The organism is Sphingopyxis panaciterrae, assembly GCF_011762125.1.
Classification (GTDB): domain Bacteria; phylum Pseudomonadota; class Alphaproteobacteria; order Sphingomonadales; family Sphingomonadaceae; genus Sphingopyxis; species Sphingopyxis panaciterrae.
Genome location: NZ_JAASQN010000003.1, coordinates 456,057 through 478,469 on the forward strand (window position 1 = coordinate 456,057; position 22,413 = coordinate 478,469).

The following is a 22,413-nucleotide window of genomic DNA, read 5'->3' on the forward strand; positions in this document are numbered from 1 at the left end:
CCTTAATCGCCGCGCTGAAACACCATCGCCATCTCCTCGATGTCGAGGTCGCGTTCCAGTTCGTGCAGCACCTCATCTTCGATCAGGCCGGCCCGGTGGATCCGGATCAATTCTGCGCGGCCCGCCGCGATGGCCTTCAACAGGACGTCGAAATGGGGGCGCAGATTGTCCATCGCGGTACCGGCATCTTCTTCGTAGCGCTCCATGAACCGCATGCGTTTGCGATGTTCTTCCAGCATCTGCGGATGGATCAGCGTGCCGTCGGGGGCGTAGGCCAGCTCTTCGATCACCGCCATCCGCGCGCGCGCCATCGCGCCCTCGGCCGCGGGCAGCGCCATCTTGGCCGGCGGATCGGTGTCGACCGGGCGCACCTTGCGAATGAGAGCGCCAAGGCTTGACCCCTGCGCGACGACGGTGACGAAGATGACCGCGAAGGCCGCGATCAGCATCAGGTCGCGGCCGGGCATGTCGGCGGGCAGGGTCAGCGGCACCGCCAGGGTCACGACGCCGCGCATCCCCGCCCAGCCGAGAACCGTCGCCTGCCGCCATCCCAGCGGCCGGGCGCGCGCGATCCCGGCTTTCCGCGCCAGTTCCAGGATCGCCTCCGACGCGAAAATCCACACGAAGCGTGCGACGGTCACGGTCACGACCACCGCAACCACAACATGGACCCACGCGGTCGGGACGGCCTCGATGCCGCCAACGCGCTCGATCGCGCCGCGCAGCGAAAAGCCGATCAGGATGAAGACGAGCGCTTCGAGAACGAAGACCATGATCTGCCATGCCGAATTGGCACGCAGCCGGACGCTCGCGGGCAGGATTTCATGCTGATACCAGCCCATGGCCAGCCCGGCGGTGACGGTGGCGATGACGCCTGACACATGGACAGCTTCGCCGGCGAGATAGGCGGCCCAGCAGAGCAGGATCGTGATCAGCATGACCAGCATCTGGTCGCGGATATGGCGGGCGAGGAATATCCAGCCCGCCGCGACCGCCGCGCCGACGATGACGCCGCCGATCGCTACCACCGCGAAACTTTGTAGTGCTTCACCCGTGTGGAAGACCCCGCTCAGCGTCGCCGCGACGGCAAAGCGGAAGAGGATGAGCCCGGTTGCATCGTTGAGCAGGCTTTCACCTTCGAGCAACGCTTCGAGCCGGCGGGGCAGATGCACGCCCTTCAATACCGCGCGCGCCGACACGGCGTCTGGCGGCGAGACGATGGCGCCGAGCGCGAAGCAGGCGGCCCATGGCAGTTCGGGGATAATCCAGTGTACGACCATCCCGACGACGAGCGTGGTGAACACCACTGCGCCGACGGCGAGCGACAGGATCCCCGGCAAATGCCGCCGGAAGCGGCCGAGCGCGGTGTAATAGGCGCCGTCCATCAACAGGGGCGGCAGGAACAGGACAAGCGCGAGTTCGGGATCGAGCGAGATCGAGGGCAGTCCGGGTACGAAAGCCAGCGCGCCGCCGCCAACGAGCAGCGCGGTTGCGGGCGGCCAGTGCAGCTTGAGCGCCAGCCAGTGCAGCCCGACGACAAGCGCCAGCAGCCCGAGAACGAGTTCGAACGCTTCGACGCCGTGCATCGATCAGGTCCGATCCGTACGAAGTCCGAGCGACGATGACATATTTGGCCCCCCATCTTTTGCTGGATCAGGTGGCAGTCTGGCGCCCTTTACGGCTGCGATCAATATGTTCCGGTGGCGGGGGGGGGCGCGACATGATGGCTACCGTGACTTGGGGTTCGATTCGGAGCCAACGCAAGATTTTGAGCGGATGGGCGAGCGAACGTCTGCTCTCCACTCCAGGGCGGCCGTTTCGACAAGTTACGAATTTGTCCACGCGACTTAGGGCGGATCTTGCCGCTGCGGGGATCGGCCCGGAAAGTTCGACTTTGAAAATCAGATTGTTGGCGCGGAACGCCGGGTGACTATCCGCGCCGCCGCGCGGGGCAAGATTGTTTCGGGTGGCGCCGCGATCGCGCAACAGCCTGTTGCACAAAAGTCGCATGAAGATGGTTTTGCAAGTCGCGCCGCAATTTTTCATTTGTGCGCCGCAGCAATTTCACCGACACACGGGGCTCGCACGACCGGACTGGCCCGAACAGAGGCTGGCTGTCGGGCGGCAGGCAGGGACGATCCGTTTAACCAATCAGGGATCTGTCCATGAAAAATCTCGCGCGCGCATGCTTCGGCATGCTCCTCGCCGTTTCGGCCATCTCGGCGCCGGCATTTGCCCAGGAAGAAGACGCCGGCGACGGCATCACCATCACCGGCAGCGCCACCGTCGTCAGCGACTATCGTTTCCGCGGCTTCAGCCAGTCGAACGAAGAGGCGGCCATCCAGGGCGGCTTTACCATCGGCCACGACAGCGGCCTCTATGCCGGCACCTGGGGATCGAGCATCGGGTTCAACAACGGCACCGAGATCGACGTCTTCGCGGGCTTTGCCAAGGAGGTGACGCCGGGCCTGACCGCCGATGTCGGCGCCACCGTCTATCTGTATCCGGGTGCCAACAACACGACGGTGATCGAACCCTATGCCTCACTGACCGGCGCGATCGGTCCGGCGACGGTGAAGGGCGGCATCGCCTGGGCACCGGGCGGCCAGAATTCGCTCGGCGATAACAGCGGCGTCTATCTGTACAGCGACGTCGGGGTTCAGATTCCCGACACGCCGGTCAAGCTGAAGGGCCATTTCGGCTATGCCAAGAGCGACAGCTTCCTGGGCGGGCTCGACGGCGACGTGATCGACTATTCGGTCGGGGTCGATTTTACCTGGAAGGTGCTGACGCTTGGCGTCGCCTATGTGAATACCGACGCGCCGAAGTTCGGCGGCTACAAGGAAACGGTCGGCGCCGACGGCGCGGTCGTCTTTTCGCTCGGCGCAGCTTTCTGACGCCGGGCCGAAGGGCGGCCTCTGGGGGGAGGCCGCCCTTCCTTCTTTCCACTTTCATGAGAAGGCGGCCCGCGCGGCCGCTTTTTTCATGCGCGCGCGCTTCGTCGCAAGCGGGTTGACCATGTCGATGAAGCGTGCAAATCCATAGACGAACTGAAACAACCGGAGAGTGACCCCCATGGCTCGTCCCCCTCAGCCTGCCCAGAACTCCATCCCCCCGACATCGCCCCTGCAGCCGTCCACCCCGCCGCCCGTGCGCGGCGAGCGCAGCCCGGGTATCAAGCTGGTGATCGCGGTGCTGATCGCGGTCGCACTGATGGTGCCGCTGCTGATGGTCTATGGTCTGCTTTGGGACCGCCAGCAGCAGGCCGAAACCGCGCAGGCGTCGATCGGACAGGGCTGGGGCGGGCAGCAGACGATCGCCGGGCCGGTGATTGTCATTCCCTATCGCGCGACGGAAACACAGACGGTCACCGAGAATGGCCGCGACGTAACGCGGACAGTGAACCTGATCCGCAACCTCTATCTTTCGCCGCAGGTCAATAAGGCCGATGTCGTCATCAGACCTGAGAAGCGGAAAAAGGCGATTTACGAGACGGTGGTCTATGAAAGCCAGATCGCGGGTAGCGCCGAGTTCGTGTTGCCCGCCGACATCGCGCGGTACGGCGTGACGCGCGACGCATTGATGCTCGACCGCGCCGAGGTGCGGCTGGGGGTCAGCGATGCGCGCGGACTGGTCGACGGCAACAGCCTGTCGGTGAATGGCACGGCAGTGGCGCTCCAACCGGGCAAGGGGCTGCTGTCCACCGGCAATTCGGGAACTTTCGCCTTTGTCGACTGGAGCGCGGCGGCGCCGATGAAGGTCGATTATCGGATCGGCGTGCGCGGGCTGGGCGACTTCCGCCTAATCCCGCGCGGGGTCGATACGCGCTGGACGGTCAAATCGAGCTGGCCGAACCCGAGCTTCGGCGGCGATTTCCTGCCCGCGAAGCGCGACGTGAAGGCAAGCGGCTTCACCGCGACCTATGCGATTCCCAACCTGGCGCTGGGGCAGGCGCAGGTGTTGACGGGCGACCTGTCGCCGCCGGTGACGACGAACTATGGCGGCGGACGCGGCTATGCGGAGACGGCCGCCGTCGAGGTCGCGGTGGCGGCCGACACGGCGTCCGAAGGGTCGGGCGGCACTGCGAAGGCGGTTGCGATCAGCCTGATCGAGCCCGTGGACCTCTACAGCCAGGTCGACCGCAGTATCAAATACGGCTTTTTGTTTATCGGTTTCACCTTCGTCGCCTTCCTGATGTTCGACGTCATTGCGGGTGCACGGGTCGCGGCGGCCGAATATCTGCTGACCGGCGTCGCGCTGGTGCTGTTCTTCGTGCTGCTGCTGGCGTTTGCGGAGGTGATCGGCTTTACCCCGGCTTATCTGCTCGCGTCGGCGGCGATCATCGGCTTGCTCGCCTTTTACAGCGCAGCGGTACTGAAAAGCTGGAAGCGCGCGCGCTTCCTCGCCGCGATGCTGATCGGGCTATATGCGCTGCTCTATGTGTTGCTTAACCTCGAGGCCTATTCGCTGCTCATCGGGTCGGTGCTGATGTTCTTCGCCCTTGCCGGGGTGATGTACATGACGCGGAATATCGATTGGGGCGGGCTGGGGAAGAAGGAGGAGGCGGTGGCGGCTTGAGTGTGCCCCGGCGAAAGCCGGGGTCCATGCTATCTTGCGCTACACTTCGTGGGCCCCGGCTTTCGCCGGGGTTCACTCCATTCGTTCAGCGCCAGCGCAGGTTGTCGCGCGACAGGTCGGCCAGGCTCTTCGCCCCCATCAATTTCATGCCGCGCTCGATCTCGTCGCGGAGTAGCGCGATCGTTCGCACCACGCCGTCCTCGCCCGCCGCGGCGAGCGCGTAGAGGTACAGACGGCCGCCCGAGCAGGCTTTCGCGCCGACCGACAACGCTTTCAGCACGTGGGTGCCGCGCGTGATGCCGCCGTCGCAGATGACCTCAAGCTTGTCGCCAACCGCGTCGACGATCTCGGCGAGCGCGTCGAAGGGCGAGATGCTGCCGTCCAATTGCCGTCCACCGTGGTTTGACACCATGATCGCGGTGGCGCCGATATCGGCGGCGCGCTTTGCATCCTCGACCGCGACGATGCCCTTGAGGCAGAAGGGGCCGCCCCATTGTTTGCGGATCGCCTCGGCGCGTTTCCAGTCGAGGCTCTGGTCGAGCATCGAGGTAAAATATTCGGCAACCGATTTGGGGACGCTCGACCCTTCGGAGACGTGCGTCGCAAGGTTCGGCAGGCTGAATTTCTCGCGGAGGACATAGTTGAGACCCCAGCCGGGCTTGGCGGCGTAGCTCAGCAGGTTGCGCGCGGTGAAGCGCGGCGGCGAGGTGAAGCCCGAGCGCAGGCAACGCTCGCGGTTGCCGCCGACGATCGTGTCGACGGTGAGCGCGACGGCGTCGAATTGCGCCTCGCGCGCGGCATCGAGCATGGCCTTGTTGAGCCCTTCGTCGTGGTGGACATAAAGCTGGAACAGCTTGGGGCCGTTCGTGAGCGCTCCGGCTTCGGCGAGGCCGATCGTCGCAAGGCTCGATATGCCGGCGACGGTGCCGGCGTTTGCGGCGGCGCGGAGGACGGCGCGTTCGCCCTGCCAGTGGAAGAGACGTTGCAATGCGGTCGGCGAGAGGAAGAGCGGCATCGCCATTTCGCGCCCGAACAGCGTGGTGCGCATGTCGACGCTTTCAACCCCGGCGAGGACGCGGGGGATCAGGTCGCAGCGATCGAATGCCTCGCGATTACGGCGGCGGGTGACCTCGTCATCGGCGGCGCCGTCGATATAGTCGAACACCGGCCACGGCAGGCGGCGCTTCGCGAGCGCGCGGAAATCGTCGATATTGTGGCAGTCCGTGAGTTTCATATCGGCCCCAAATTCCCGTCATTGCAAATGTAGCGAAGCAATCCAGAGCGGTTTACGCAAGCCTTGGATTGCTTCGCTACGCTCGCGATGACGAATGAGCGGGCTAGACGGCTCCGCCCGTCAGTCGCGCGAGCGCCCAGCGCGGTTCGAGCGGGCGGCTGGCGTCGGCGACATGCGCCGCGACCCGTGCGCCGATCGCGGGGGCGAGGCTGAAAGCGCGGCCTGCGGCGCCGCCGACGACCCAGGCGCGCGGATGCTCGGGCAGGCGGTCGAGCAGCAGGTCACCGGTCACGGTGCGGCAGTCGTGCACCGCGGCGCTCGCGACGATGGGGGCGGTGCCGATCCGCGGCAGGCGGCCGGCGAGCCACAGGCGGACATCGGTGAGCGCTCGTTCGTCGGCGCGGCGGTCGAAGCTGTCGGGATCGACGCTCGCGTCGCCGGCACTGCGCCAGCAGCGCACGCCTTCGCCCTCGATATCGGGGAGCAGCGTAAAGCCATAGGCGCGGTCGACGAAAGCGGGCATCGCGGGCGGGCGATATTGCAGGTCGCCTTGGCCGGGGCCGAAGTGGAAGACATTGTGGCGGACGGCCGAGAGGCGCTGCGGAGTCAGCAATTGCGGGAAGAGTTCGGTCAGCCACGCACCGCAGGCATAGACGATGCTGCCCGCGGTGCCGCCGTCGGGGAGGACATAAAGGTCGCTGCGCTTGTCGCGGAGCGGTGCGGGCATCACGACGGCTTCGGGTTCGATCTGCCCATCGAGCAATGTTTCGAGCACGCCGCGCCGCCCGGCGAGCATCGCCGCCTTCTCCGCCACCAGCGCGGCTTCGCCGGGGTGCCAGGCGATCTGGGTAAAGCGGTTCTTGAGCTTGTCGCCGCTCTCGCGGTCGACGTCCCGCGCGGCGGCGATGCTGTCGGTCGCGGTGAGCGTCGTCAGCGCCTGGCAAGCGGTCAGGATCGGCAGGCTGGCGGTGTCGGAAAGCCTCTGCCACGCCGCATAGCTGTCGGAGACGAGGCTCGCATAGAGCGCGTCGCCGCCCTGCACGGGATCGAGCATCATCGACGGCAGGTTCGACGCCGCGCGGCCGTTGCCGGCGCCATAGGCGTCGAACAGGCGCACGCTCTTGCCCTGCCGGACGAGGTGCCATGCGGTCCACGCGCCGAGCGCGCCCGCGCCGACGACCGCAACGTCGACATGGCTTTGCGGTGCCTTGGCGCCCTTCCGCTTGCGCGACTTGCGCGGTTCGGGCGGATCCTTGGGCTTCGGTTCCTTTCTGGCGCCGCCGAGGGCGAGTGCGGCGGGGACGGTCGCGAGCGCTGCCAGAAGCTTGCGGCGTCCGAGGGTCATGCAGCCATCGTCCAGGCGATCAGCGCGCGGCCGCTGCCGCCGAGTGCCGCGAGGCCCGCCGCATCGTCGAGTAGCCAGCATTCGCCCGGTTGCCACGCTTCGCCATCGATCGACCCCGCGCCATCGACGGGGATGAACCAGACGGGCCCATAGGCGCCGGGATCGGGGAGCGCGGCGAAATCGTCGCAATGCGCGTCGACGAGGCCGAACTTCGGGCCGTCGACAAGCCGATCGACGCCGACGCCGATCGGCGTCCTGAGGTTCGGGGTCAGATAGGGACCGGCTTCGGCGCACGCGATCGCCGCGTCGAGGTGCAATTCGCGCGGGCGGCCATAATCGTAGAGGCGATAGGTAATGTCGGCATATTGCTGGACCTCGATCAGCGTGAGGCCGCCGCCGATCGCGTGGATCGTGCCGGGGGTGACGTGGAAATGATCGCCGGGGGCGACGGGTTTCCAGTCGATCAGCCGCTCGATGCTGCCGTCGAGTGCGGCGGCGCGCAACTGTTCGGGGGTGATGCGCTGTTCGAGGCCGAGGCCGATCGCGGCGCCGTCTTCGGCGTCGAGGATCACCCACGCCTCCTCCTTGCCCTGCCGCGCGCCGTCGGCCTGTGCCTGCGCATCGTCGGGGTGGACCTGCACCGACAGCGCTTCGGAGGTGAAGAGATATTTGACGAGCAGCGCCGGTTCGGGACGTCCTGCCGGAAGCTCGAACCAGATCTCGCCGATACGTTCATCGCCCGCGTCGAGCGCTTCACGATTGAAGGGGGGACCGATATCGGTACGCCCCCAAGGCTTGGCGACGCGGCGAGGGGAGAGGCGGATAGCGGACATCAGGTCATTCCTTCCGCTTGTAATACCGATAACCCCCGATCCAGGTTTCCCGCGGCGTCATGCGGCGGATCTCGTCGGGGCTGGCGAGCAGCGGATCGGCGTCGACGATCAGGAAATCGGCGCGCATGCCGGGCATCAGCGTGCCGAGCCGGTCCTCGGCGAAGGCGGCGAAGGCGGCGGTGCGGGTGAAGCCGTCGAGCGCGGTTTCGCGCGTCACTGCTTCCTCGGGATGCCAGCCGCCGAACGGCTGGCCCGCGGCGTCGGTGCGCGAGATGGCGGCGGCGATGCCCGGAAAGGGGTTCGAGCTTTCGACGGGCACATCCGAGCCGAACGCCAGGCGGACGCCGGCATTTTCGAGGCTGCGCCACGCATAAGCGCCCCTGAGGCGGTCGGGGCCGAGCCGCGCCTCGGCCATCAACCGGTCCGACGGCTGGTGGATCGGCTGCATCGAGGCGATGACCTTCAACTGGGCGAAGCGGGGAATGTCGGTGGGATCGAGGATTTGCGCATGTTCAATGCGCCAGCGGCGTTCGCCGGGCAGGTCGGCGGTGAGGTCGCCGATCGCGGCGAGCGCTTCGGCATTGGCGGCGTCGCCGATCGCGTGGATCGCGACCTGGAACTTGTCCATCGACGCGCGCACCATCTTGTTGCGGAGCTGCGCGGGGGTGAGCAGCGGCAGCCCCTTTTGTCCCGGTGCGTCGCTATAGGGTGCCTTCAGCCACGCGCCGCGCGAGCCCAATGCGCCGTCGAGATAAAGCTTCACCCCAACCATGCGGAGGCGGTCGTCGTAGAGCCACGGGGTTGGCTCCTGCCCGGCGATGATCGTCATATTGTCGATATCGGCGCCATAGCTGAGGATGCGGATCGCGAGCTGTTTCTTGTCGCCGGCGCGGCGATACGCCTGCCAGTCGGCGATCGTCGTGCCCATGTCGGCGATGCTGGTGACGCCCTGTTCGAGCAGTTTCTGCTGCGCGAGGAACAACGCGCGGTCGAGATCGCGCGCCAGCGGTTTCGGCTTCGCATTGTCGACGAGCGCCATCGCCGAATCGACGAAGACGCCGCTCGGCTTGCCGCCCTCCATCTCGATGCGGCCGCCCTCGGGCACCTTGCTGGCGGTGGTGACTTTCGCCGCCGCTATCGCGGCGCTGTTCGCCCAGCCGGCATGGCCGTCGACGCGTTCGAGCCAGACCGGGCGGTCGGGCACCGCGGCGTCAAGATCGGCGCTGGTGGGAAAGCGACCGAGCCCCCATTTTTCCTGGTTCCAGCCCGATCCGATGATCCACGGCATTTCGGGGTTCGCGGCGGCATATTTGCGGATCGCGGCCTGCGCCTCGGCGAGCGATTTCGTTTCCGAAAGGTCGAGCAGCATCAGCGAGAAGCCCATGCCCATGACATGGCCGTGCGCGTCGATCATCCCCGGGATCAACGTGCGGCCACCGCCGTCCTGCTTGAAATCGGGGCGTTCGGGGCGCTTGTCCTTGCGGTCGAGCAACTGCTTGACCTTGCCCTCGCGGTCGATGACGAGCCCGGTGAAGCGGACGAGTTTGCCGTCCTTGTCGAGCGTGATGCCGTTGACATTGTCGACGAGCGTGTCGGCGTGCGCCGGCGCGGTGAACAGGAGGGCGAGCGCCGCGAGGGAAGCGCGAACCGTCACTTCGGCAACCGGGTGACCAGCGAACTCGTGTCGCGCCGGCCGCCGCCGGCCTTTTGGACGTCGGCGTAGAACTGGTCGACGAGGCTGGCGACGGGCAAGGTCGCGCCGTTGATGCGCGCCTCCTCGAGCGCGAGGCCCAAATCCTTGCGCATCCAGTCGACCGCGAAGCCGAAGTCGAATTCGTCCTTCGCCATCGTGCCCCAGCGGTTGAGCATCTGCCAGCTGGCCGCGGCGCCGCCCGAGATCGCTTCGAACACCTTGTCGGTGTCGAGGTCGGATGCCTGCGCGAAGCGCACGGCTTCGGACAGGCCCTGAAGCACGCCGGCGATTGCGATCTGGTTGACCATCTTCGTCGTCTGTCCCGCGCCGGGGCCGCCGATATGGACCATGCGCGCGGCATAGGCGGCCATCACCGGCTCGGCGGCGGCGAAGGCCTGCGCGCTGCCGCCGCACATGATCGAGAGGGTGCCGTTCTGCGCCCCCGCTTCGCCGCCCGAGACCGGCGCGTCGAGCGCGAGCAGCCCGAGACTTTCGGCTTCGACCGAAAGCTGACGCGCGATGCGCGCCGAAACGGTGGTGTGGTCGATGAAGAGTGCGCCCTTGCGCATCGCAGCGAAAGCGCCGTCGCGGCCGAGCGTGACCTGTGCGAGATCATCGTCGTTGCCGACGCACGAGAGGACGACATCGGCGTCCTTCGCCGCCTCGGCCGGGGTCGATGCCGCGGCGCCGCCATATTGCGCGGCCCAGGCGTCGGCCTTGGTGCGGGTGCGGTTGTAGACGGTAAGGTCATGGCCCGCCTTGACGAGGTGGCCCGCCATCGGGCCGCCCATGACGCCGGTGCCGATGAAGCTGATGCGGAGTTTTTGTTCGGTCATGCAGCGGTCCATAACCATGGATCGAGCCGGGCGCCAGACATGCGCCGCCGCAATCGTTACGCGTCGCTCGATTAATTCTCGCCCTTCCCCTTAGCTCTGCTTGTCGTTAGGGCCAGCGCACTATGACCGATCAACTCACCCTGACCCCCGCCGCCGACCTGCCGGCGATCACATTGGACGATGTGCGCGCGGCGGCCGGGCGAATTAATGGCGCGGTCGTGCGGACGCCGACGCTGCATTCGCAGACGCTGTCCGAGATGGTCGGCGCCGAGGTCTGGCTGAAATTCGAAAATCTGCAGTTCACTGCGGCGTATAAGGAGCGCGGCGCGCTCAACGCCTTGCTGTTGCTGAGTGACGAAGCCCGGGCGCGCGGCGTGATCGCGGCATCGGCGGGCAATCATGCGCAGGGCCTGGCCTATCACGGCAAAAGGCTGAGCGTGCCGGTCACGATCGTCATGCCGAGCACGACGCCGCAGGTGAAGGTATCGCAGACTGCGAGCCATGGCGCGACGATTGTGTTGTTCGGCGAGAAGTTCGATGACGCCTATGCGCATGCGCGCGAGCTCGAGGTCGAGCGCGGGCTGACCTTTGTTCATCCCTTCGACCATCCGCATGTGGCGGCGGGCCAGGGGACGGTGGCGCTCGAAATGCTCGAGGATGTGCCGGCGCTCGACACGCTGATCGTCCCGATCGGCGGCGGCGGGCTGCTCGCGGGCATGGGGACCGCGGCGCGCGGGATCAAGAACGACGTCCGCCTCGTCGGGGTGCAAGCCGAGCTTTACCCGTCGATGTATGCGCAGTTGAACGGCGTCGACATGGCGTGCGAGGGCGATACGCTGGCCGAAGGGATCGCGGTCAAGGAGCCCGGTTCGTACACGCGCAAGCTGGTGGCCGAACTCAACGACGATATCGTGCTGGTCGCGGAGCGCCACCTCGAGCGCGCGGTGAGCCTGCTGCTGCAGATCGAAAAGACGGTGGTGGAGGGCGCCGGTGCCGCGGGGCTCGCGGCGATGCTGGCGCATCCCGAGGAGTTTGCCGGGCGAAAAGTGGGCCTGGTGCTGACCGGCGGCAATATCGACACGCGGCTGCTCGCCAATGTGCTGCTGCGCGACCTTGCGCGTTCGGGGCGTATCGCGCGGCTGCGCATCCGGTTGCAGGACCGGCCGGGCGCGCTGTTCAAGGTGATGAAGCTGTTCGACGAGAAGCAGGTCAACATCATCGAAATCTATCACCAGCGCATCTTCACGACCTTGCCGGCGAAGGGACTGATCACGGACATCGAATGCGAGGCGCGCGACCGCGAGCATCTCGACAGCCTCGTCACCGCGCTGCGCGATGCGGGGTATATGGTGACCACGGTGGAACTGGCGTAGACTATGCCGATATTCAGCCCGTGGCGGGCTGCGAACGACCGTCTCCTGCGCTTCCGGTGCTCACGTACTGAAGTACGCTGCGCTCCGGTTCTCGGAGCCAGCCATTCTCGCTCCACCACGAACTGAATCTCGACATAGTCTGGGTGCCGATGAAAGAATTCGCTCTTCAACTGACCGCGACGCCCGAGAGCATCGACGAGCTGGGCCATGTCAACAATGCCGTTTGGGTCCAATGGATTCAGCAGGTCGCGACCGGTCATTGGGACGCCGCGGCGCCGCAATCGCATAAAGACGCCTATATCTGGGTCGTGGTGCGGCACGAGATCGATTATCTGCGCGCGCTCGGCCCCGGCGAGACGGTGACGGCGCGAACATGGGTCGCCGACAAGCCGCAAGGCGCGAAGTTCGACCGCTTCATGGAATTCACCGGCGCTGACGGCCGCGTGCATGTGCGGGCGCGAACCGTCTGGGCATTGCTGGACAAGGCGAGCGGGCGGCCGCTGCGGGTAACGGCGGAGGTCGTGGCTCCCTTCACGGGGTGAATGGGGTACGGCGCTATTGAAAGTCGATATCAATTTCCCTAGGCGGCGGGAGTCGCAAAGGGAGTCCCCAAGTCATGCCGCGTTGCCGTCGTCGTTTCGTCCTCTCGATTTCTGCCCTCGCGCTGCCGCTGCTGTTTGTCAGCCCCGCTTATGCGCAGATGGCGGGGGATGTGGCCGAGATCGTCGTTACCGCGCGCGCCGAAACCGCGACGAAGACCGACACATCGATCGCCGAAGTGCCGCAATCGCTGAGCGTTATCGGCGCCGACCTGATCGCCGCGCGCGGGGCGATCGGGGTGCAGGAGGCGCTGCGTTACACGCCCGGGCTGCGCACCGAGCCCAATGGAGCCGATTTCCGCTTCGATTATGTCACGCTGCGCGGTTTCGGTTCGACCGATTTCATTGACGGCATGCGCCAGGGCGAATCCTTTTACACGGCGCGCACCGAAAGCTTTAACCTCGAGCGGATCGAGGTGCTGCGCGGCCCGTCGTCGGTGCTCTATGGGCAGGCGGCGCCTGGCGGCATCGTCAACAGCCTGACCAAGGTGCCGCAGTTCGACTTCGGCGGCGAGGCGGCGGTGCAATATGGCAGCTTCGACCGCAAGCAGGCGCAGGTCGACCTGACCGGGGCACTCAATGACAGCGGCACGCTGGCGGCGCGGTTCGTCGGGGTGCTGCGCGATGCCGACAACCAGGTCGATTTCGGGCAGGACGACCGCCTGTTTCTTGCGCCATCGCTGCGCTTCCGGTCGGCCGACGAGCGGACCGACATCATCCTGTCGGGCGTCTACCAGCGCGACCGCGCAGCCTCGATCGCGTCCTTCCTGCCGGTCAATGCAACGCTGCTGGCACCGTCGCGCGATCGCGAGCTGCGCCGCGGCGTCTATCTGGGCGAGCCGAGTCATAATTTCTACGACGCCGATCATTACAGCGCGACATTGCAGGCGACGCACCGCTTTGGCGATGCCGTGACCTATTCGGGGCGGCTGCGCTATGTGCACAGCGACACCGCGAACGGTGACATCGAACCCGACGTCTGGAACGGGTTGGAAAACCCGTTCCTCGACGCCGGCAACCGCATCCTGCCGCGCTATCGCTATGACAAATATACCGATCTCGACATGGTCACCACCGACCATAATCTGCGCTTCGATTTCGCCACCGGGCCGCTGACGCACAAGCTGCTCGTCGGGATCGACTATCTGCGCTCGACGCTGCAGGGATCGACGATCTATGACGCCGCCGCGCCGATCGATATCTACGACCCCGATTACAGCCCGGCCAACGTCCCCGAGCTCGATGCGGAACGCGATCCGAACAGCCGCAACACCCAGCTTGGCCTCTATGTGCAGGACCAGATCGATTATGCCGACGTCGTGACGCTCGTCCTTGGCGCGCGGCGCGACCGCGCGACGAGCTGGTCGGAGGGCGATGCCAAGCAGGTCGATCATGCGACCACCTTCCGCGCCGGCCTGATCGTTAAGCCGGGCATGGGGTTTGCGCCCTATGTCAGCTATTCGGAATCGTTCAATCCGATCACCGGGATCGATTTCTTCGGTGACAGCTTCCGGCCGCAGCGCGGGCGGCAGTGGGAGGGCGGGCTGCGCTGGCAGCCCGACGCGAACATGTTGCTGTCGGCGGCCTATTTCGACATCAAGGGCAGCAATTTGCTCGCCACCGATCCGAACAATGGCGAGAACCAGATCCAGGTCGGCACGGTCAGGTCGCGCGGTTTTGAACTCGAAGCATCGCGCGTCCTGCCCGGTAATTACACGATCACCGCATCATACAGCCATGTGAAGGCGCGGACCGGCTTCGACACCGATCCGCTGCTCGTCGGCCTGCCGATTTCGGCGATCCCGAAGGACACCGCTTCGTTGTGGGGCGAAAAGAGCGTCGCGCTCGGCAGCGACCTGATGCTGCGTATCGGGTTGGGGGTGCGTTATGTCGGCGCGACCGAGGAAGCGGCGGCTTTTTACGACGTCGACCCCGACGGCCAGATCGAACGGCTGCGTACCCCTGGCTTCACGCTGGCCGACGCCCTGCTGGCGCTCGAATGGAAAAAATGGTCGCTCAGCGTCAACGCGACCAACCTGTTCGACAAAAATTATTATGCCCAATGCTCGGTGCGGTCGGCATGCAGCTTTGGCTATGCGCGCAATGTCATCGGCACGTTGGGTTATCGTTTCTGACAGCCGGGCCGCCTGGCAGGATCAGCGCGCCATGACCGCCACGCGCCGCCGTTCGACCCAGCCCTTGGCGCAGGTCGCGGCATAACGGGTGTCGAGGCCGCCCGTGGTCCCGCGGCAGCTGTGGCGGCCTTGCGAATAATGCACCCACAGCCAGTTGCCGCGCGCTCCGCAGACGAAGACGGGGGTGCCGCGGTCGAGTTTGCCGGCCTTTCCCGACGCGATCGTCGGGGTGCGGTAGATGTTCGTCTTGCGCGCGCTGGCGTCGCCCGCGATCACGGCATAGGGACAGACGCCCGCCGCGCCGCCTTGAGCCGCGAGGAGGAGGGTGAGGGGAGCGAGGATCATGGCGGGCTTTCCTGTCGGGCCGGACGCATCCGGGCGGACGCAGGTCATCCTTATTCGGATGCGTGTTCCTTCGCCAGCGCGAACGGTGCTTGTTTAGCCGACGCGTTCGCGCAGTGGCCGCATTTCCAGGGCGTTGAGGGCGCGGAGGATCGCGCCATGGACATCGCCAACCTCGGCGAACAGGCTACGATAAACGCCACTTATCCGCACGCTATAGGCCTCGATACGGCGCAGCTGATCGTGGCCGGCCTCGGTCAGCCGGAAAATCTTGCGCCGCGCGTCGGCGCTGTCGGGATGCTGGGTGATCAGGCCGAGACGGAGCAGCGCGGGACATTTCTGGATCACCAACTGATGCGACTGGCCGAGCGCGCGCGCGAGTTCGGCGGCCGAGGCTTCGCCCGCTGAACCGAGCGCGGTGAGCAGCGAGCAGGAGCGCACGGGGACCGTGATGCCGGCGTCGTCGAACAGGGGACGCGTTTGTTCCTCGATCCGCGTGCTCAGCGCTTCGCTGAGGCGGCCGAGAAAAGAGATGTCGTCGAGTTCGCGTGCGGGCAGGTCAGTCGATGCGGGCATAGCTTTGGGTCGTTCCATCGCGGTTGATCCGTTCGAGCGCAATGATCTTGCCGTTTTTTCGCACGACGCGGAAGCGGAAGTCGCGCACGCCCTCGATCGCGAGCAGGTCGCCGCCGAGCGGTTCGAGTGCGAGCCGGAAACGCTCGCGCCATGTGTAGAGCAATTTGCCATCGACGAGGTCGATGTGCCGTCCTTCGTAACGGCCGGTCATCGCCTTGAGCGCGGCGGCGGACGGCTGGCCATGCGCGGCGAGCTCGGGGGCGAGCCAGTCGGCGTCAGCCCGTTTCGCCGGATCGGCCTTGACGATCTCGGCAAGCGCGAGCCGATGCGCGACGGCAAGTGCGTCGGCGGAGGCAACCAGATGGTCGGGGATCACGCCCTGTCCCTCGAAATCGCTGTGATCGACGGGGTCACGGATCTGGCCGATCGGCACCTGCAGGAAAAAATCGGTGCCGACGGGTTTGCGATCGACCGGGTGCGCCCCGCCCGCGGTGCGTTCGCCGACCAGCGTGGCGCGGCCGAGCTTCTTCAACGTGTAAGCGAACCATTCGGCCGCCGAAAAGCTGGTCGAGCCGGTGAGGACATAGACGGGCTTGCCGGTCAGGCGTTTCGCGGGCAGCGCCGGAAGCACCCATTGACCCCGCTCGACGCGGCGGCCGTCGAGATTGTAATAATAGTCGAACAGCTCCTGATCCTTGTCGCCGGGGAAGAGCTGGCTCGCGAGCAACTGCGCCATCTCCAGATACCCGCCGTTGTTGTAGCGCAGGTCATAAATCACCGCGTCGCCGTTCTCGATAAAGCGCATCGCGGCTGCTGCTGCATCATATCCGGGTTCGGGGTCGGCGAAATGCGTCAGGTCGACATAGGCGATATTGCCGTCGAGATAGCGCAGGCCGGCAAAGCCGAAATTCTGCCGCGCTTCGCCCGCACGGTCCTTGTCGCGTAGCGCGGCGGCGCGGGCGGGGTCCTGCCGCGCGGCATAGTCGGCGACCCAGTCGGGATCGACCCCCACCGCGAAGTGCAGGTCGTTGCTCGCGGCGACCAGATCCTCGCTCAATTCGCGCGCAAGCGCAGGCTTGTCCCTGACAGCGTCATAGTCACCTTTTTGCAGATGATTGCGCAGCGTTCCGGCGATCGTCTTCGCCTTGTCGGGAAAGACGTAATTTGCCTCGAGCGCCTTCCCCAGTTCTTCGACGATCGCGCGCTTGTCGGCAGCGCTCAAAGGCGCCTCGTCCGCCGCGCCCACCAGCGCCAGCCACGCCGTTGCTACGGCAAGCGCGCCGGTCAATCCTTTTGTCTGCATGATATTTCCGTCTTTCGAATCTTTATACAATATATTGCGCAATATATTGTATAATTGAGCGAGGCAAGCCTGTTTTGAGAACCGCCGGCAGAAGGCGAGCGTCGGTTTGGGGGAGCTGCCGTTCAAACCCCGTCATGCGCCCTCATCTTTGTCGTCCCCGCGAAAGCGGGGACCCAGGGCTGGGCAATCCCGTCCTGGTCCCCGCTTTCGCGGGGATGACATCGATAGGAAATGCAAACGTCCACTACCGGCCGAAAGCTGCCATTTCCCTTTTCGTCACCCCGGACTTGATCCGGGGTCCCGCTTGAGGTCGAAAACTGTCGCTGCCCTCAAAAAAGCGGGATCCCGGGCCAAGCCCGGGATGACGAAGTGTGGGGCAGCTAACGGCCGAAAGACGACGCGTGGCCTCGCTTCGGGCTGGACAGAATCGGTAGTCCGTCGCTACCGGCGGGGCATGGGCATCATCGCGACAATCATGAACACCGCCACCGGCCAGCCGATCCAGAAAATGAGCTTTGGCCGCATGCCGAAGCCGTGGGCGAGTTTCACTCTTGAGACCGGCCAGATGGTCACCGCCGAACGGATCGACGTCGGCAAGCCCGCGCCCGGAAAATTCGCGGCGCCGGTCAGCGTGTGGGTGACGGTGAAGCCGCGCGACTGACGCGGGCCGGGGCCGGTTCCACCGTCAGCGGAACATATTTCTACGCATATCCCACCCAGCCGCGCCAGGTAAAGGCGGCGTAGAATTGCTCGACGCCGGTGAAGCCGGCGGCGCGCAGCACGGCTTCGTCGGCCTCGGGGCTGAGCATCGCGACGTGCGTCGCAACCGCCTCGCGCCCCTTGGCGACCTGATCGGGGTCGCCGCCCGAGGCGATGGCGTAGGAGGCATAGCGATCGAGCCAGCGATCGCGTTCGCCCGCAGCCTGCGGAAAGCTGCCGTGCGCAGCGACGAAGGGCGCGCCCGGTTTCAGACGGGCACAGATTTGGGCTGCGGTGCGGATACGTTCCTCGCGCTCGAGGAAGTGCAGCGTCAGCAGGCAGGTCGCGCCGTCGAACGGACCGGCCGGGGCGTCGTCGATGTAGCCCTCGATCAGCTCGGCGCGGTGCGCGTCGGGGCCCATGACCTTGGCCGCGAGGCCCAGCATCGGACCCGCCGGATCGACGCCGGTGAAGCGCCAACCCGGATGCGCTTCGGCCATCGCCTTCATCTCGCTGCCGCCGCCAGCGCCGAGGACGAGGATGTGCGCATCGTCGGGAACGCGTTCGGCGAGCAGCAGTCCGGTCATGCGGTGGAGGCCGTCGAGGCCGGGGACGAAGCGTCGCGGCCCTTCGGTATAGCGTTCGACCGCAGCCGGATCCTTGAAGCTGTCGAGGAAATGCTGGGCGCCTTTAGTCATGGATATGCTCCTGTTCTGTCATGTGCCGCGCGGTCATGCGCGCGTGGAAATCGGCGGAAAGCTCGGCGAGCGTGACTTTGGCGAAGCGATCGAGCAGCAGCGCCTCGGCATCGCGGAAGCTGGTGTCGAGCGCGGCGTTGACCGCCTGTTCGACGAGGCAGCCGGGCGCATCGGTGCGGTTGCCCATCGCCATCAGGTTCGGGCGGCCGATCGCGTCATAGACGTCGCGCATCGTGATCGAGGCAAGGTGGCGCGCGATCGTCCAGCCGCCGCCATGCCCCTTTTCGCTATGGACGAACCCGGCATCGCGCAGCCCGCCGAGGATGCGGCGGATGACGACGGGGTGCGTCTGCATCGCCTTGGCGAGCTGGTCGGAGGTCATCGGCTCCGCCTGTTCCGCCATATGGAGGAGGATGTGGAGCACGCCCGATAATCGGCTGTCGCGTTTCATGTAACTTTAATTAGTGCGTGAAGTCCGAAGGTCAAGTCATGCATGCAATAAATCGGAAGATACCGCAGGATTTTATCGTGCTGCCCGATTCGGCGACGTCGTAGCGGGTGATTTCGTCGAGGCGCGAGACCGGCAACGACTGGCGCCAAGGGTCGCCGATGAGGGCATCGATGCCGCAGCGATCGAGGAAGGCGACGACGGTTGCGGCGAGTTCGGCTGAGTAGAAGAGGTCGCCGACGAGAATGAGGTCGACGGCGGGGGGATCGAGGTCCGCCACGTCCCCGGCGCGGATGTCGAGCCGGACCCCGTTGAGCGCCGCGTTGAGCCCGAGCGCGGCGATCGCATAAGGATCGGCGTCGAGCGCGATCACCTGCCGCGCCCCCGCTTTTGCCGCCGCGATCGCGACCAGTCCCGATCCCGCGCCGAGATCGAGGATGCGGCGCCCGGCGACCGTTTCGGGGCAGTCGAGGACATGGCGCGCGAGCGCGAGGCCGCCGGCCCAGTAATGCGCCCAATAGGGCGCGCCGAAACCGTCCGCGTCGCGCGCGGCAAGCCGCCCGAGTCCGCTTTCGGGCGCGGCCTTGTGCAGGCGGATTTCGGGGATGCCGGGGACGGGATGTACCGGCAAATTGTCGCGGATGAAGGGCGCTGCATCGAGCGGGGTCATGGCGTTCGCATTAGTCTTTCGCGGCCGGCTTCGCCAGCGATGCGCGGAAGGCGTTGATCGGTGCGCGCAAAGCTGATAGTCGCGGCGACGATGACCAACGACCGATCCCTTCGATTCAAGGCGTATTGGCGCTCCTTTATCTAGGAGCGGCATGGCATCACCCTATGACCATCGCCGCCGTGTCCGGAAAGGCGAATGGTTGTCATCACATCACCACCACCCCATCGGCCGCGGCGCGCGTTTCTTGAAGAAGACGCAACATGACCGATACCTTGCTTGCCCTGTCGACCGACCATTGCCGCATCACGCCGCTGACCGCCGACGACGCGCGCGGACTCGCCGCGATCACCGACGAAACGGTGACGTCGCAGGTCCATTTCCTGCCCGCGCCCTTCACCGAAGCCGATGCGCGGGCGCTGATCGCCGGTTCGGGCGGCGGCGACGTGTTTCACGCGGTGCGGGGCCGCGGCGACGGGGCGCTTTACGGCGTGATCGGGGTGCACCGCCGCATCGGCCGGGAATATGAGATAGGATATTGGTTCGCCGCGCGGGCGCGGGGTCAGGGCATCGCGACCGAGGCCGTGCGGGCGGTTGTCGAGGCGCTCGCGGCGTCGCGGCCGGGCTGTTCGATCATCGCCGAATGCCGCCCGGGCAACGAACGGTCCGAAGCCCTGCTGCGGCGGATCGGTTTCGCATCGACCGGGCGGGCGGGCCAGCGGCCGGGACGGATGCTACTGATGTGGCATCGCGAGCCGGTGTACCGCATCGACGTGTGCTGAGCGGCGTTGTTGCCTTATCCGGCCCCGCCGACCTCTTCCTTCAGCGCCTTGACGATCGCGGCGACCGAGTTGGGGGCATAGGCGAAGCCCATATGGCCGCAGTCGACCTCGACCTGCCGGTCGCTTTCGTGCGGCAGGCCGCGCGCGCTGGCGGTGGCGATGACGCCGTCATGCTTCGACCAGAGGGCAAAGGTCGGCATGCTCGGACGCGGGGCAGGGTGGAAGTCGATCGGCGGATTGTCGACCGGGTGGCGCGCGACGAGATGATAGAGCCGCCACGCGCGGTTGGCGCGGCGCGATCCCGAAAAGGGCGAGCCCAGCGTGACGACGCGCGCGACCTTGTCGGGGTGGTGCTTGGCATATTCGCGTGCATAGATGCCGCCGAGGCTCCAGCCGACGAGCGCGGGGGCATGGCCGGTGCGGTCGATGATCCACTGGACGCGGCTATCGATGCGCTCGACGATGTCGGCGGTCGCGCCGCGGTTGAAACCGAGGCCCCAGGCATAGCAGCGAAAGCCGGCACGGCGGAGGTCGGCGCGCAGCGCCTTGGTCGCCCAGTCGCCCGACAAAAAGCCCGGGAGCACCATCACCGGCGGATGGTCGCTGTCGGGATTGGGTTCGGGCGGCATCGGGCGAATGCGCCCCGATATCGCGCGCAGCAAGGCGCCGGCCTCGCGCCACAGCAGCGACAGCGGCGGCGGCGCATCAGGATCGGGAATGCGCGCGGGCCATTCGGCCCGGCGGGTGAGGAAACCGCGGATCATCACTCTGATATTAGCCCTTCGGCACGAGTTTCAACAGCTTGCCGTTTTCGCCATCGGTAAGCAGCCAGATCGTGCCGTCATCGCGCACCTCGACCTCGCGGATGCGGGTACCGAAATTCCAGCGGTCCGACTTGTGGAGCTTGTCGCCGTCGACGCTCATGCGGATCAGCCCTTCGCCCGACAGCGCGCCCATCAGGAGGCTGTTCTTCCAGCCGGGATAGGCATCGCCGCCGTACCAGACGAGCCCGGCGGGCGAGACCGACGGATTCCACCACAGCTTCGGTGCGGCAAATTCGGGGCGGGTCGGATGGTCGGGAATATCCTTGCCGTCATAATGGTCGCCGTTCGACACGATCGGGTAGCCGTAATTGGCCTTTGCCTCGACCAGATTGACCTCGTCGCCGCCCTTCGGCCCCATTTCCTGGTTCCAAAGCTTGCCCGTGCCGTCGAAGGCGAGGCCGAGGATATTGCGGTGGCCGAGCGACCAGATTTGCGCGGTGACGCCGCCTTCGGAGGCGAAAGGATTGTCGGCAGGCACGCTGCCGTCGGGATTCAGACGCAGGATCTTGCCGAGATTGGCCTTCATATCCTGCGCGGGATCAAATTTCTGCCGTTCGCCCGAGCCGATGAAGAGATATTTGCCGTCGGGCGAGAAAGCGAGGCGGTGCGAGAAATGGCCGCGGCCGGTCACCTTGGGGTCCTGTTTCCAGATGATCTGCAACGCCGTAAGCTTCGGCCCACCGCCCTGTTCGAGCCTGGCCTTGCCGACCACGGCGCCGAATGTGCCCTTCTCCCCGGCCTCGACCCAGCTCAGGTAGGTCGTCCCGCTGGTCGCGAAGTCGGGGGCAAGGATGACGTCGCCGAAGCCGCCTTGGCCGCCATAAGCGACCGCGGGCACTCCCGCGATGTCGAGCGTCTGTCCGCCCTCCTGCCACAGTTTCAGCTTGCCCGACCGTTCGGTGACGAGCGCGAGTTTCGTGCCCGGCAGGAAGGCCATCGCCCATGGTTCGTTGAAGCGCGCGGCTTCCTGCACCGTGAAGGGCGCGTCGGCGAGCGGCGTTGCAGGCTGATCGCCCGATGCATCGAGTTTGGCGGTGTCGGCGGAAGCGGCCTCGCTGGGCGCGGTGCCTGCCGAACAGGCGGCGATAACCAGCGCGGCGGCGAGGGTGAGCGATGGAGCGTGTTTCATGGGGGGCTCGCTTTGGTTGGAGGCGGCGCCAATTTGCCGCCCGGCGCGGGTAAAGTCGAGGGGTTTGGGGGCGGGCGTTATGTGGCTTTCCAAGCTGGCGGGAATGGCCGGTTTGGAGTGGATTCGAGACATTCCCCTCCCTTTCAGGGAGGGGTTAGGGGTGGGTAGCGAGCGCAGCGAGCCAGAGGCAGAGCGCCGCCTTCGGCGGCGGGGGGGGGGGGGGGGCGGGCGCCCCCCCCCCCCCCCCCCCCCCCCCCCGGGGGGGGGGGCCCCAGGAGGCCGCAGAGGGCGACCCAACAGCACACACGAAGAACAACAC

Annotated in this window: 21 protein-coding genes; 7 read left to right on the plus strand and 14 right to left on the minus strand. The window is 66.2% G+C overall.

The window, feature by feature from the left end; genetic code table 11:
* Window positions 1–2: 2 nt before the first annotated feature.
* Window positions 3–1,586 carry a Na+/H+ antiporter gene (locus tag FHR22_RS14175; protein WP_166943859.1) on the minus strand — a complete coding sequence of 528 codons (1,584 nt, stop codon included), beginning with the start codon at window positions 1,584–1,586 and terminating at the stop codon, window positions 3–5.
* A gap of 579 nt (window positions 1,587–2,165) precedes the next feature.
* On the opposite strand from FHR22_RS14175, the gene FHR22_RS14180 reads away from it, so the two are divergent.
* Both FHR22_RS14180 and creD read left to right on the plus strand, forming a co-directional pair.
* Window positions 2,166–2,897: a TorF family putative porin gene (locus FHR22_RS14180; RefSeq protein WP_166943860.1), complete on the plus strand. Its 732-nt coding sequence runs from the start codon at window positions 2,166–2,168 to the stop codon at window positions 2,895–2,897.
* A 178-nt stretch (window positions 2,898–3,075) separates the two neighbouring features.
* Window positions 3,076–4,578 carry a cell envelope integrity protein CreD gene (gene creD, locus FHR22_RS14185; protein WP_208417704.1) on the plus strand — a complete coding sequence of 501 codons (1,503 nt, stop codon included), beginning with the start codon at window positions 3,076–3,078 and terminating at the stop codon, window positions 4,576–4,578.
* 85 nt (window positions 4,579–4,663) lie between these two features.
* Here creD and FHR22_RS14190 read toward each other — a convergent pair whose 3' ends face one another.
* From FHR22_RS14190 to FHR22_RS14210, 5 genes are all read right to left on the minus strand, one after another.
* Entirely contained in the window at window positions 4,664–5,812 is a 1,149-nt protein-coding gene (locus tag FHR22_RS14190) for an alpha-hydroxy acid oxidase (RefSeq protein WP_166943861.1), read from the minus strand.
* A gap of 103 nt (window positions 5,813–5,915) precedes the next feature.
* Window positions 5,916–7,157, minus strand: coding sequence for an NAD(P)/FAD-dependent oxidoreductase (locus FHR22_RS14195; RefSeq protein WP_166943862.1), 1,242 nt, complete (start codon window positions 7,155–7,157; stop codon window positions 5,916–5,918).
* A complete protein-coding gene (locus FHR22_RS14200; RefSeq protein ID WP_166943864.1) occupies window positions 7,154–7,990 on the minus strand; it encodes a class I mannose-6-phosphate isomerase in 837 nt (278 codons plus the stop codon). The genes FHR22_RS14195 and FHR22_RS14200 overlap by 4 nt, the downstream gene beginning before the upstream one ends.
* A gap of 4 nt (window positions 7,991–7,994) precedes the next feature.
* A complete protein-coding gene (locus FHR22_RS14205; protein WP_166943866.1) occupies window positions 7,995–9,644 on the minus strand; it encodes an amidohydrolase family protein in 1,650 nt (549 codons plus the stop codon).
* Window positions 9,641–10,519, minus strand: a complete 879-nt coding sequence (locus FHR22_RS14210) for an NAD(P)-dependent oxidoreductase (protein ID WP_166943868.1) — start codon at window positions 10,517–10,519, stop codon at window positions 9,641–9,643. The genes FHR22_RS14205 and FHR22_RS14210 overlap by 4 nt, the downstream gene beginning before the upstream one ends.
* A 122-nt stretch (window positions 10,520–10,641) precedes the next feature.
* Here FHR22_RS14210 and FHR22_RS14215 point away from each other — a divergent pair, with 122 nt between their 5' ends.
* From FHR22_RS14215 to FHR22_RS14225, 3 genes are all read left to right on the plus strand, one after another.
* On the plus strand, window positions 10,642–11,892 hold the full coding sequence (locus FHR22_RS14215) for a threonine ammonia-lyase (protein WP_166943870.1): 1,251 nt from the start codon (window positions 10,642–10,644) through the stop codon (window positions 11,890–11,892).
* A 149-nt stretch (window positions 11,893–12,041) separates the two neighbouring features.
* Window positions 12,042–12,434, plus strand: coding sequence for an acyl-CoA thioesterase (locus FHR22_RS14220; RefSeq protein ID WP_166943872.1), 393 nt, complete (start codon window positions 12,042–12,044; stop codon window positions 12,432–12,434).
* A gap of 74 nt (window positions 12,435–12,508) precedes the next feature.
* Window positions 12,509–14,626 (plus strand): TonB-dependent siderophore receptor, encoded by a 2,118-nt coding sequence (locus tag FHR22_RS14225; RefSeq protein WP_166943874.1) that lies wholly within the window; start codon window positions 12,509–12,511, stop codon window positions 14,624–14,626.
* 21 nt (window positions 14,627–14,647) lie between these two features.
* Here FHR22_RS14225 and FHR22_RS14230 read toward each other — a convergent pair whose 3' ends face one another.
* From FHR22_RS14230 to FHR22_RS14240, 3 genes are all read right to left on the minus strand, one after another.
* Entirely contained in the window at window positions 14,648–14,971 is a 324-nt protein-coding gene (locus FHR22_RS14230; RefSeq protein ID WP_166943876.1) for a hypothetical protein, read from the minus strand.
* 93 nt (window positions 14,972–15,064) lie between these two features.
* The gene (locus FHR22_RS14235) at window positions 15,065–15,544 is read right to left on the minus strand and encodes a MarR family winged helix-turn-helix transcriptional regulator (RefSeq protein ID WP_166943878.1); all 480 of its coding nucleotides are present in this window, start codon (window positions 15,542–15,544) and stop codon (window positions 15,065–15,067) included.
* Window positions 15,528–16,847 carry a S41 family peptidase gene (locus FHR22_RS14240; RefSeq protein WP_166943880.1) on the minus strand — a complete coding sequence of 440 codons (1,320 nt, stop codon included), beginning with the start codon at window positions 16,845–16,847 and terminating at the stop codon, window positions 15,528–15,530. The genes FHR22_RS14235 and FHR22_RS14240 overlap by 17 nt, the downstream gene beginning before the upstream one ends.
* Window positions 16,848–17,301: 454 nt before the next feature.
* On the opposite strand from FHR22_RS14240, the gene FHR22_RS14245 reads away from it, so the two are divergent.
* A complete protein-coding gene (locus FHR22_RS14245) occupies window positions 17,302–17,508 on the plus strand; it encodes a hypothetical protein (RefSeq protein WP_166943882.1) in 207 nt (68 codons plus the stop codon).
* Between the two features lie 40 nt (window positions 17,509–17,548).
* Here FHR22_RS14245 and FHR22_RS14250 read toward each other — a convergent pair whose 3' ends face one another.
* The 3 genes from FHR22_RS14250 to FHR22_RS14260 are packed head-to-tail and all read right to left on the minus strand — an operon-like array spanning window position 17,549 to window position 19,362.
* On the minus strand, window positions 17,549–18,244 hold the full coding sequence (locus FHR22_RS14250; RefSeq protein WP_166943884.1) for a class I SAM-dependent methyltransferase: 696 nt from the start codon (window positions 18,242–18,244) through the stop codon (window positions 17,549–17,551).
* A complete protein-coding gene (locus FHR22_RS14255; protein WP_166943886.1) occupies window positions 18,237–18,695 on the minus strand; it encodes an RrF2 family transcriptional regulator in 459 nt (152 codons plus the stop codon). Before FHR22_RS14255 ends, FHR22_RS14250 begins: the two co-directional genes overlap by 8 nt.
* Before the next feature lie 31 nt (window positions 18,696–18,726).
* Entirely contained in the window at window positions 18,727–19,362 is a 636-nt protein-coding gene (locus FHR22_RS14260; RefSeq protein ID WP_166943888.1) for a class I SAM-dependent methyltransferase, read from the minus strand.
* A 260-nt stretch (window positions 19,363–19,622) separates the two neighbouring features.
* Between FHR22_RS14260 and FHR22_RS14265 the strand changes: the two genes are divergently transcribed.
* Window positions 19,623–20,141 (plus strand): GNAT family N-acetyltransferase, encoded by a 519-nt coding sequence (locus tag FHR22_RS14265; RefSeq protein WP_166943890.1) that lies wholly within the window; start codon window positions 19,623–19,625, stop codon window positions 20,139–20,141.
* A 14-nt stretch (window positions 20,142–20,155) separates the two neighbouring features.
* On the opposite strand, the gene FHR22_RS14270 is transcribed toward FHR22_RS14265, so the two are convergent.
* Both FHR22_RS14270 and FHR22_RS14275 read right to left on the minus strand, forming a co-directional pair.
* The gene (locus FHR22_RS14270) at window positions 20,156–20,905 is read right to left on the minus strand and encodes an esterase/lipase family protein (protein WP_166943892.1); all 750 of its coding nucleotides are present in this window, start codon (window positions 20,903–20,905) and stop codon (window positions 20,156–20,158) included.
* A gap of 10 nt (window positions 20,906–20,915) precedes the next feature.
* Window positions 20,916–22,094 (minus strand): PQQ-dependent sugar dehydrogenase, encoded by a 1,179-nt coding sequence (locus FHR22_RS14275; RefSeq protein ID WP_166943895.1) that lies wholly within the window; start codon window positions 22,092–22,094, stop codon window positions 20,916–20,918.
* Between the last annotated feature and the right edge of the window lie 319 nt (window positions 22,095–22,413).

What these genes read in the sequence shown, in the direction of transcription:
- FHR22_RS14240 (WP_166943880.1), bottom strand. Translation starts at nt 16,847, where the DNA reads ATGCAGACAAAAGGATTGACCGGCGCGCTTGCCGTAGCAACGGCGTGG.
- FHR22_RS14175 (WP_166943859.1), bottom strand. Translation starts at nt 1,586, where the DNA reads ATGCACGGCGTCGAAGCGTTCGAACTCGTTCTCGGGCTGCTGGCGCTT.
- FHR22_RS14230 (WP_166943876.1), bottom strand. Translation starts at nt 14,971, where the DNA reads ATGATCCTCGCTCCCCTCACCCTCCTCCTCGCGGCTCAAGGCGGCGCG.
- FHR22_RS14260 (WP_166943888.1), bottom strand. Translation starts at nt 19,362, where the DNA reads ATGACCCCGCTCGATGCAGCGCCCTTCATCCGCGACAATTTGCCGGTA.
- FHR22_RS14255 (WP_166943886.1), bottom strand. Translation starts at nt 18,695, where the DNA reads ATGAAACGCGACAGCCGATTATCGGGCGTGCTCCACATCCTCCTCCAT.
- FHR22_RS14200 (WP_166943864.1), bottom strand. Translation starts at nt 7,990, where the DNA reads ATGTCCGCTATCCGCCTCTCCCCTCGCCGCGTCGCCAAGCCTTGGGGG.
- FHR22_RS14220 (WP_166943872.1), top strand. Translation starts at nt 12,042, where the DNA reads ATGAAAGAATTCGCTCTTCAACTGACCGCGACGCCCGAGAGCATCGAC.
- FHR22_RS14250 (WP_166943884.1), bottom strand. Translation starts at nt 18,244, where the DNA reads ATGACTAAAGGCGCCCAGCATTTCCTCGACAGCTTCAAGGATCCGGCT.
- FHR22_RS14215 (WP_166943870.1), top strand. Translation starts at nt 10,642, where the DNA reads ATGACCGATCAACTCACCCTGACCCCCGCCGCCGACCTGCCGGCGATC.
- FHR22_RS14270 (WP_166943892.1), bottom strand. Translation starts at nt 20,905, where the DNA reads ATGATCCGCGGTTTCCTCACCCGCCGGGCCGAATGGCCCGCGCGCATT.
- FHR22_RS14195 (WP_166943862.1), bottom strand. Translation starts at nt 7,157, where the DNA reads ATGACCCTCGGACGCCGCAAGCTTCTGGCAGCGCTCGCGACCGTCCCC.
- FHR22_RS14275 (WP_166943895.1), bottom strand. Translation starts at nt 22,094, where the DNA reads ATGAAACACGCTCCATCGCTCACCCTCGCCGCCGCGCTGGTTATCGCC.
- creD (WP_208417704.1), top strand. Translation starts at nt 3,076, where the DNA reads ATGGCTCGTCCCCCTCAGCCTGCCCAGAACTCCATCCCCCCGACATCG.
- FHR22_RS14210 (WP_166943868.1), bottom strand. Translation starts at nt 10,519, where the DNA reads ATGACCGAACAAAAACTCCGCATCAGCTTCATCGGCACCGGCGTCATG.
- FHR22_RS14235 (WP_166943878.1), bottom strand. Translation starts at nt 15,544, where the DNA reads ATGCCCGCATCGACTGACCTGCCCGCACGCGAACTCGACGACATCTCT.
- FHR22_RS14225 (WP_166943874.1), top strand. Translation starts at nt 12,509, where the DNA reads ATGCCGCGTTGCCGTCGTCGTTTCGTCCTCTCGATTTCTGCCCTCGCG.
- FHR22_RS14180 (WP_166943860.1), top strand. Translation starts at nt 2,166, where the DNA reads ATGAAAAATCTCGCGCGCGCATGCTTCGGCATGCTCCTCGCCGTTTCG.
- FHR22_RS14190 (WP_166943861.1), bottom strand. Translation starts at nt 5,812, where the DNA reads ATGAAACTCACGGACTGCCACAATATCGACGATTTCCGCGCGCTCGCG.
- FHR22_RS14245 (WP_166943882.1), top strand. Translation starts at nt 17,302, where the DNA reads ATGGGCATCATCGCGACAATCATGAACACCGCCACCGGCCAGCCGATC.
- FHR22_RS14265 (WP_166943890.1), top strand. Translation starts at nt 19,623, where the DNA reads ATGACCGATACCTTGCTTGCCCTGTCGACCGACCATTGCCGCATCACG.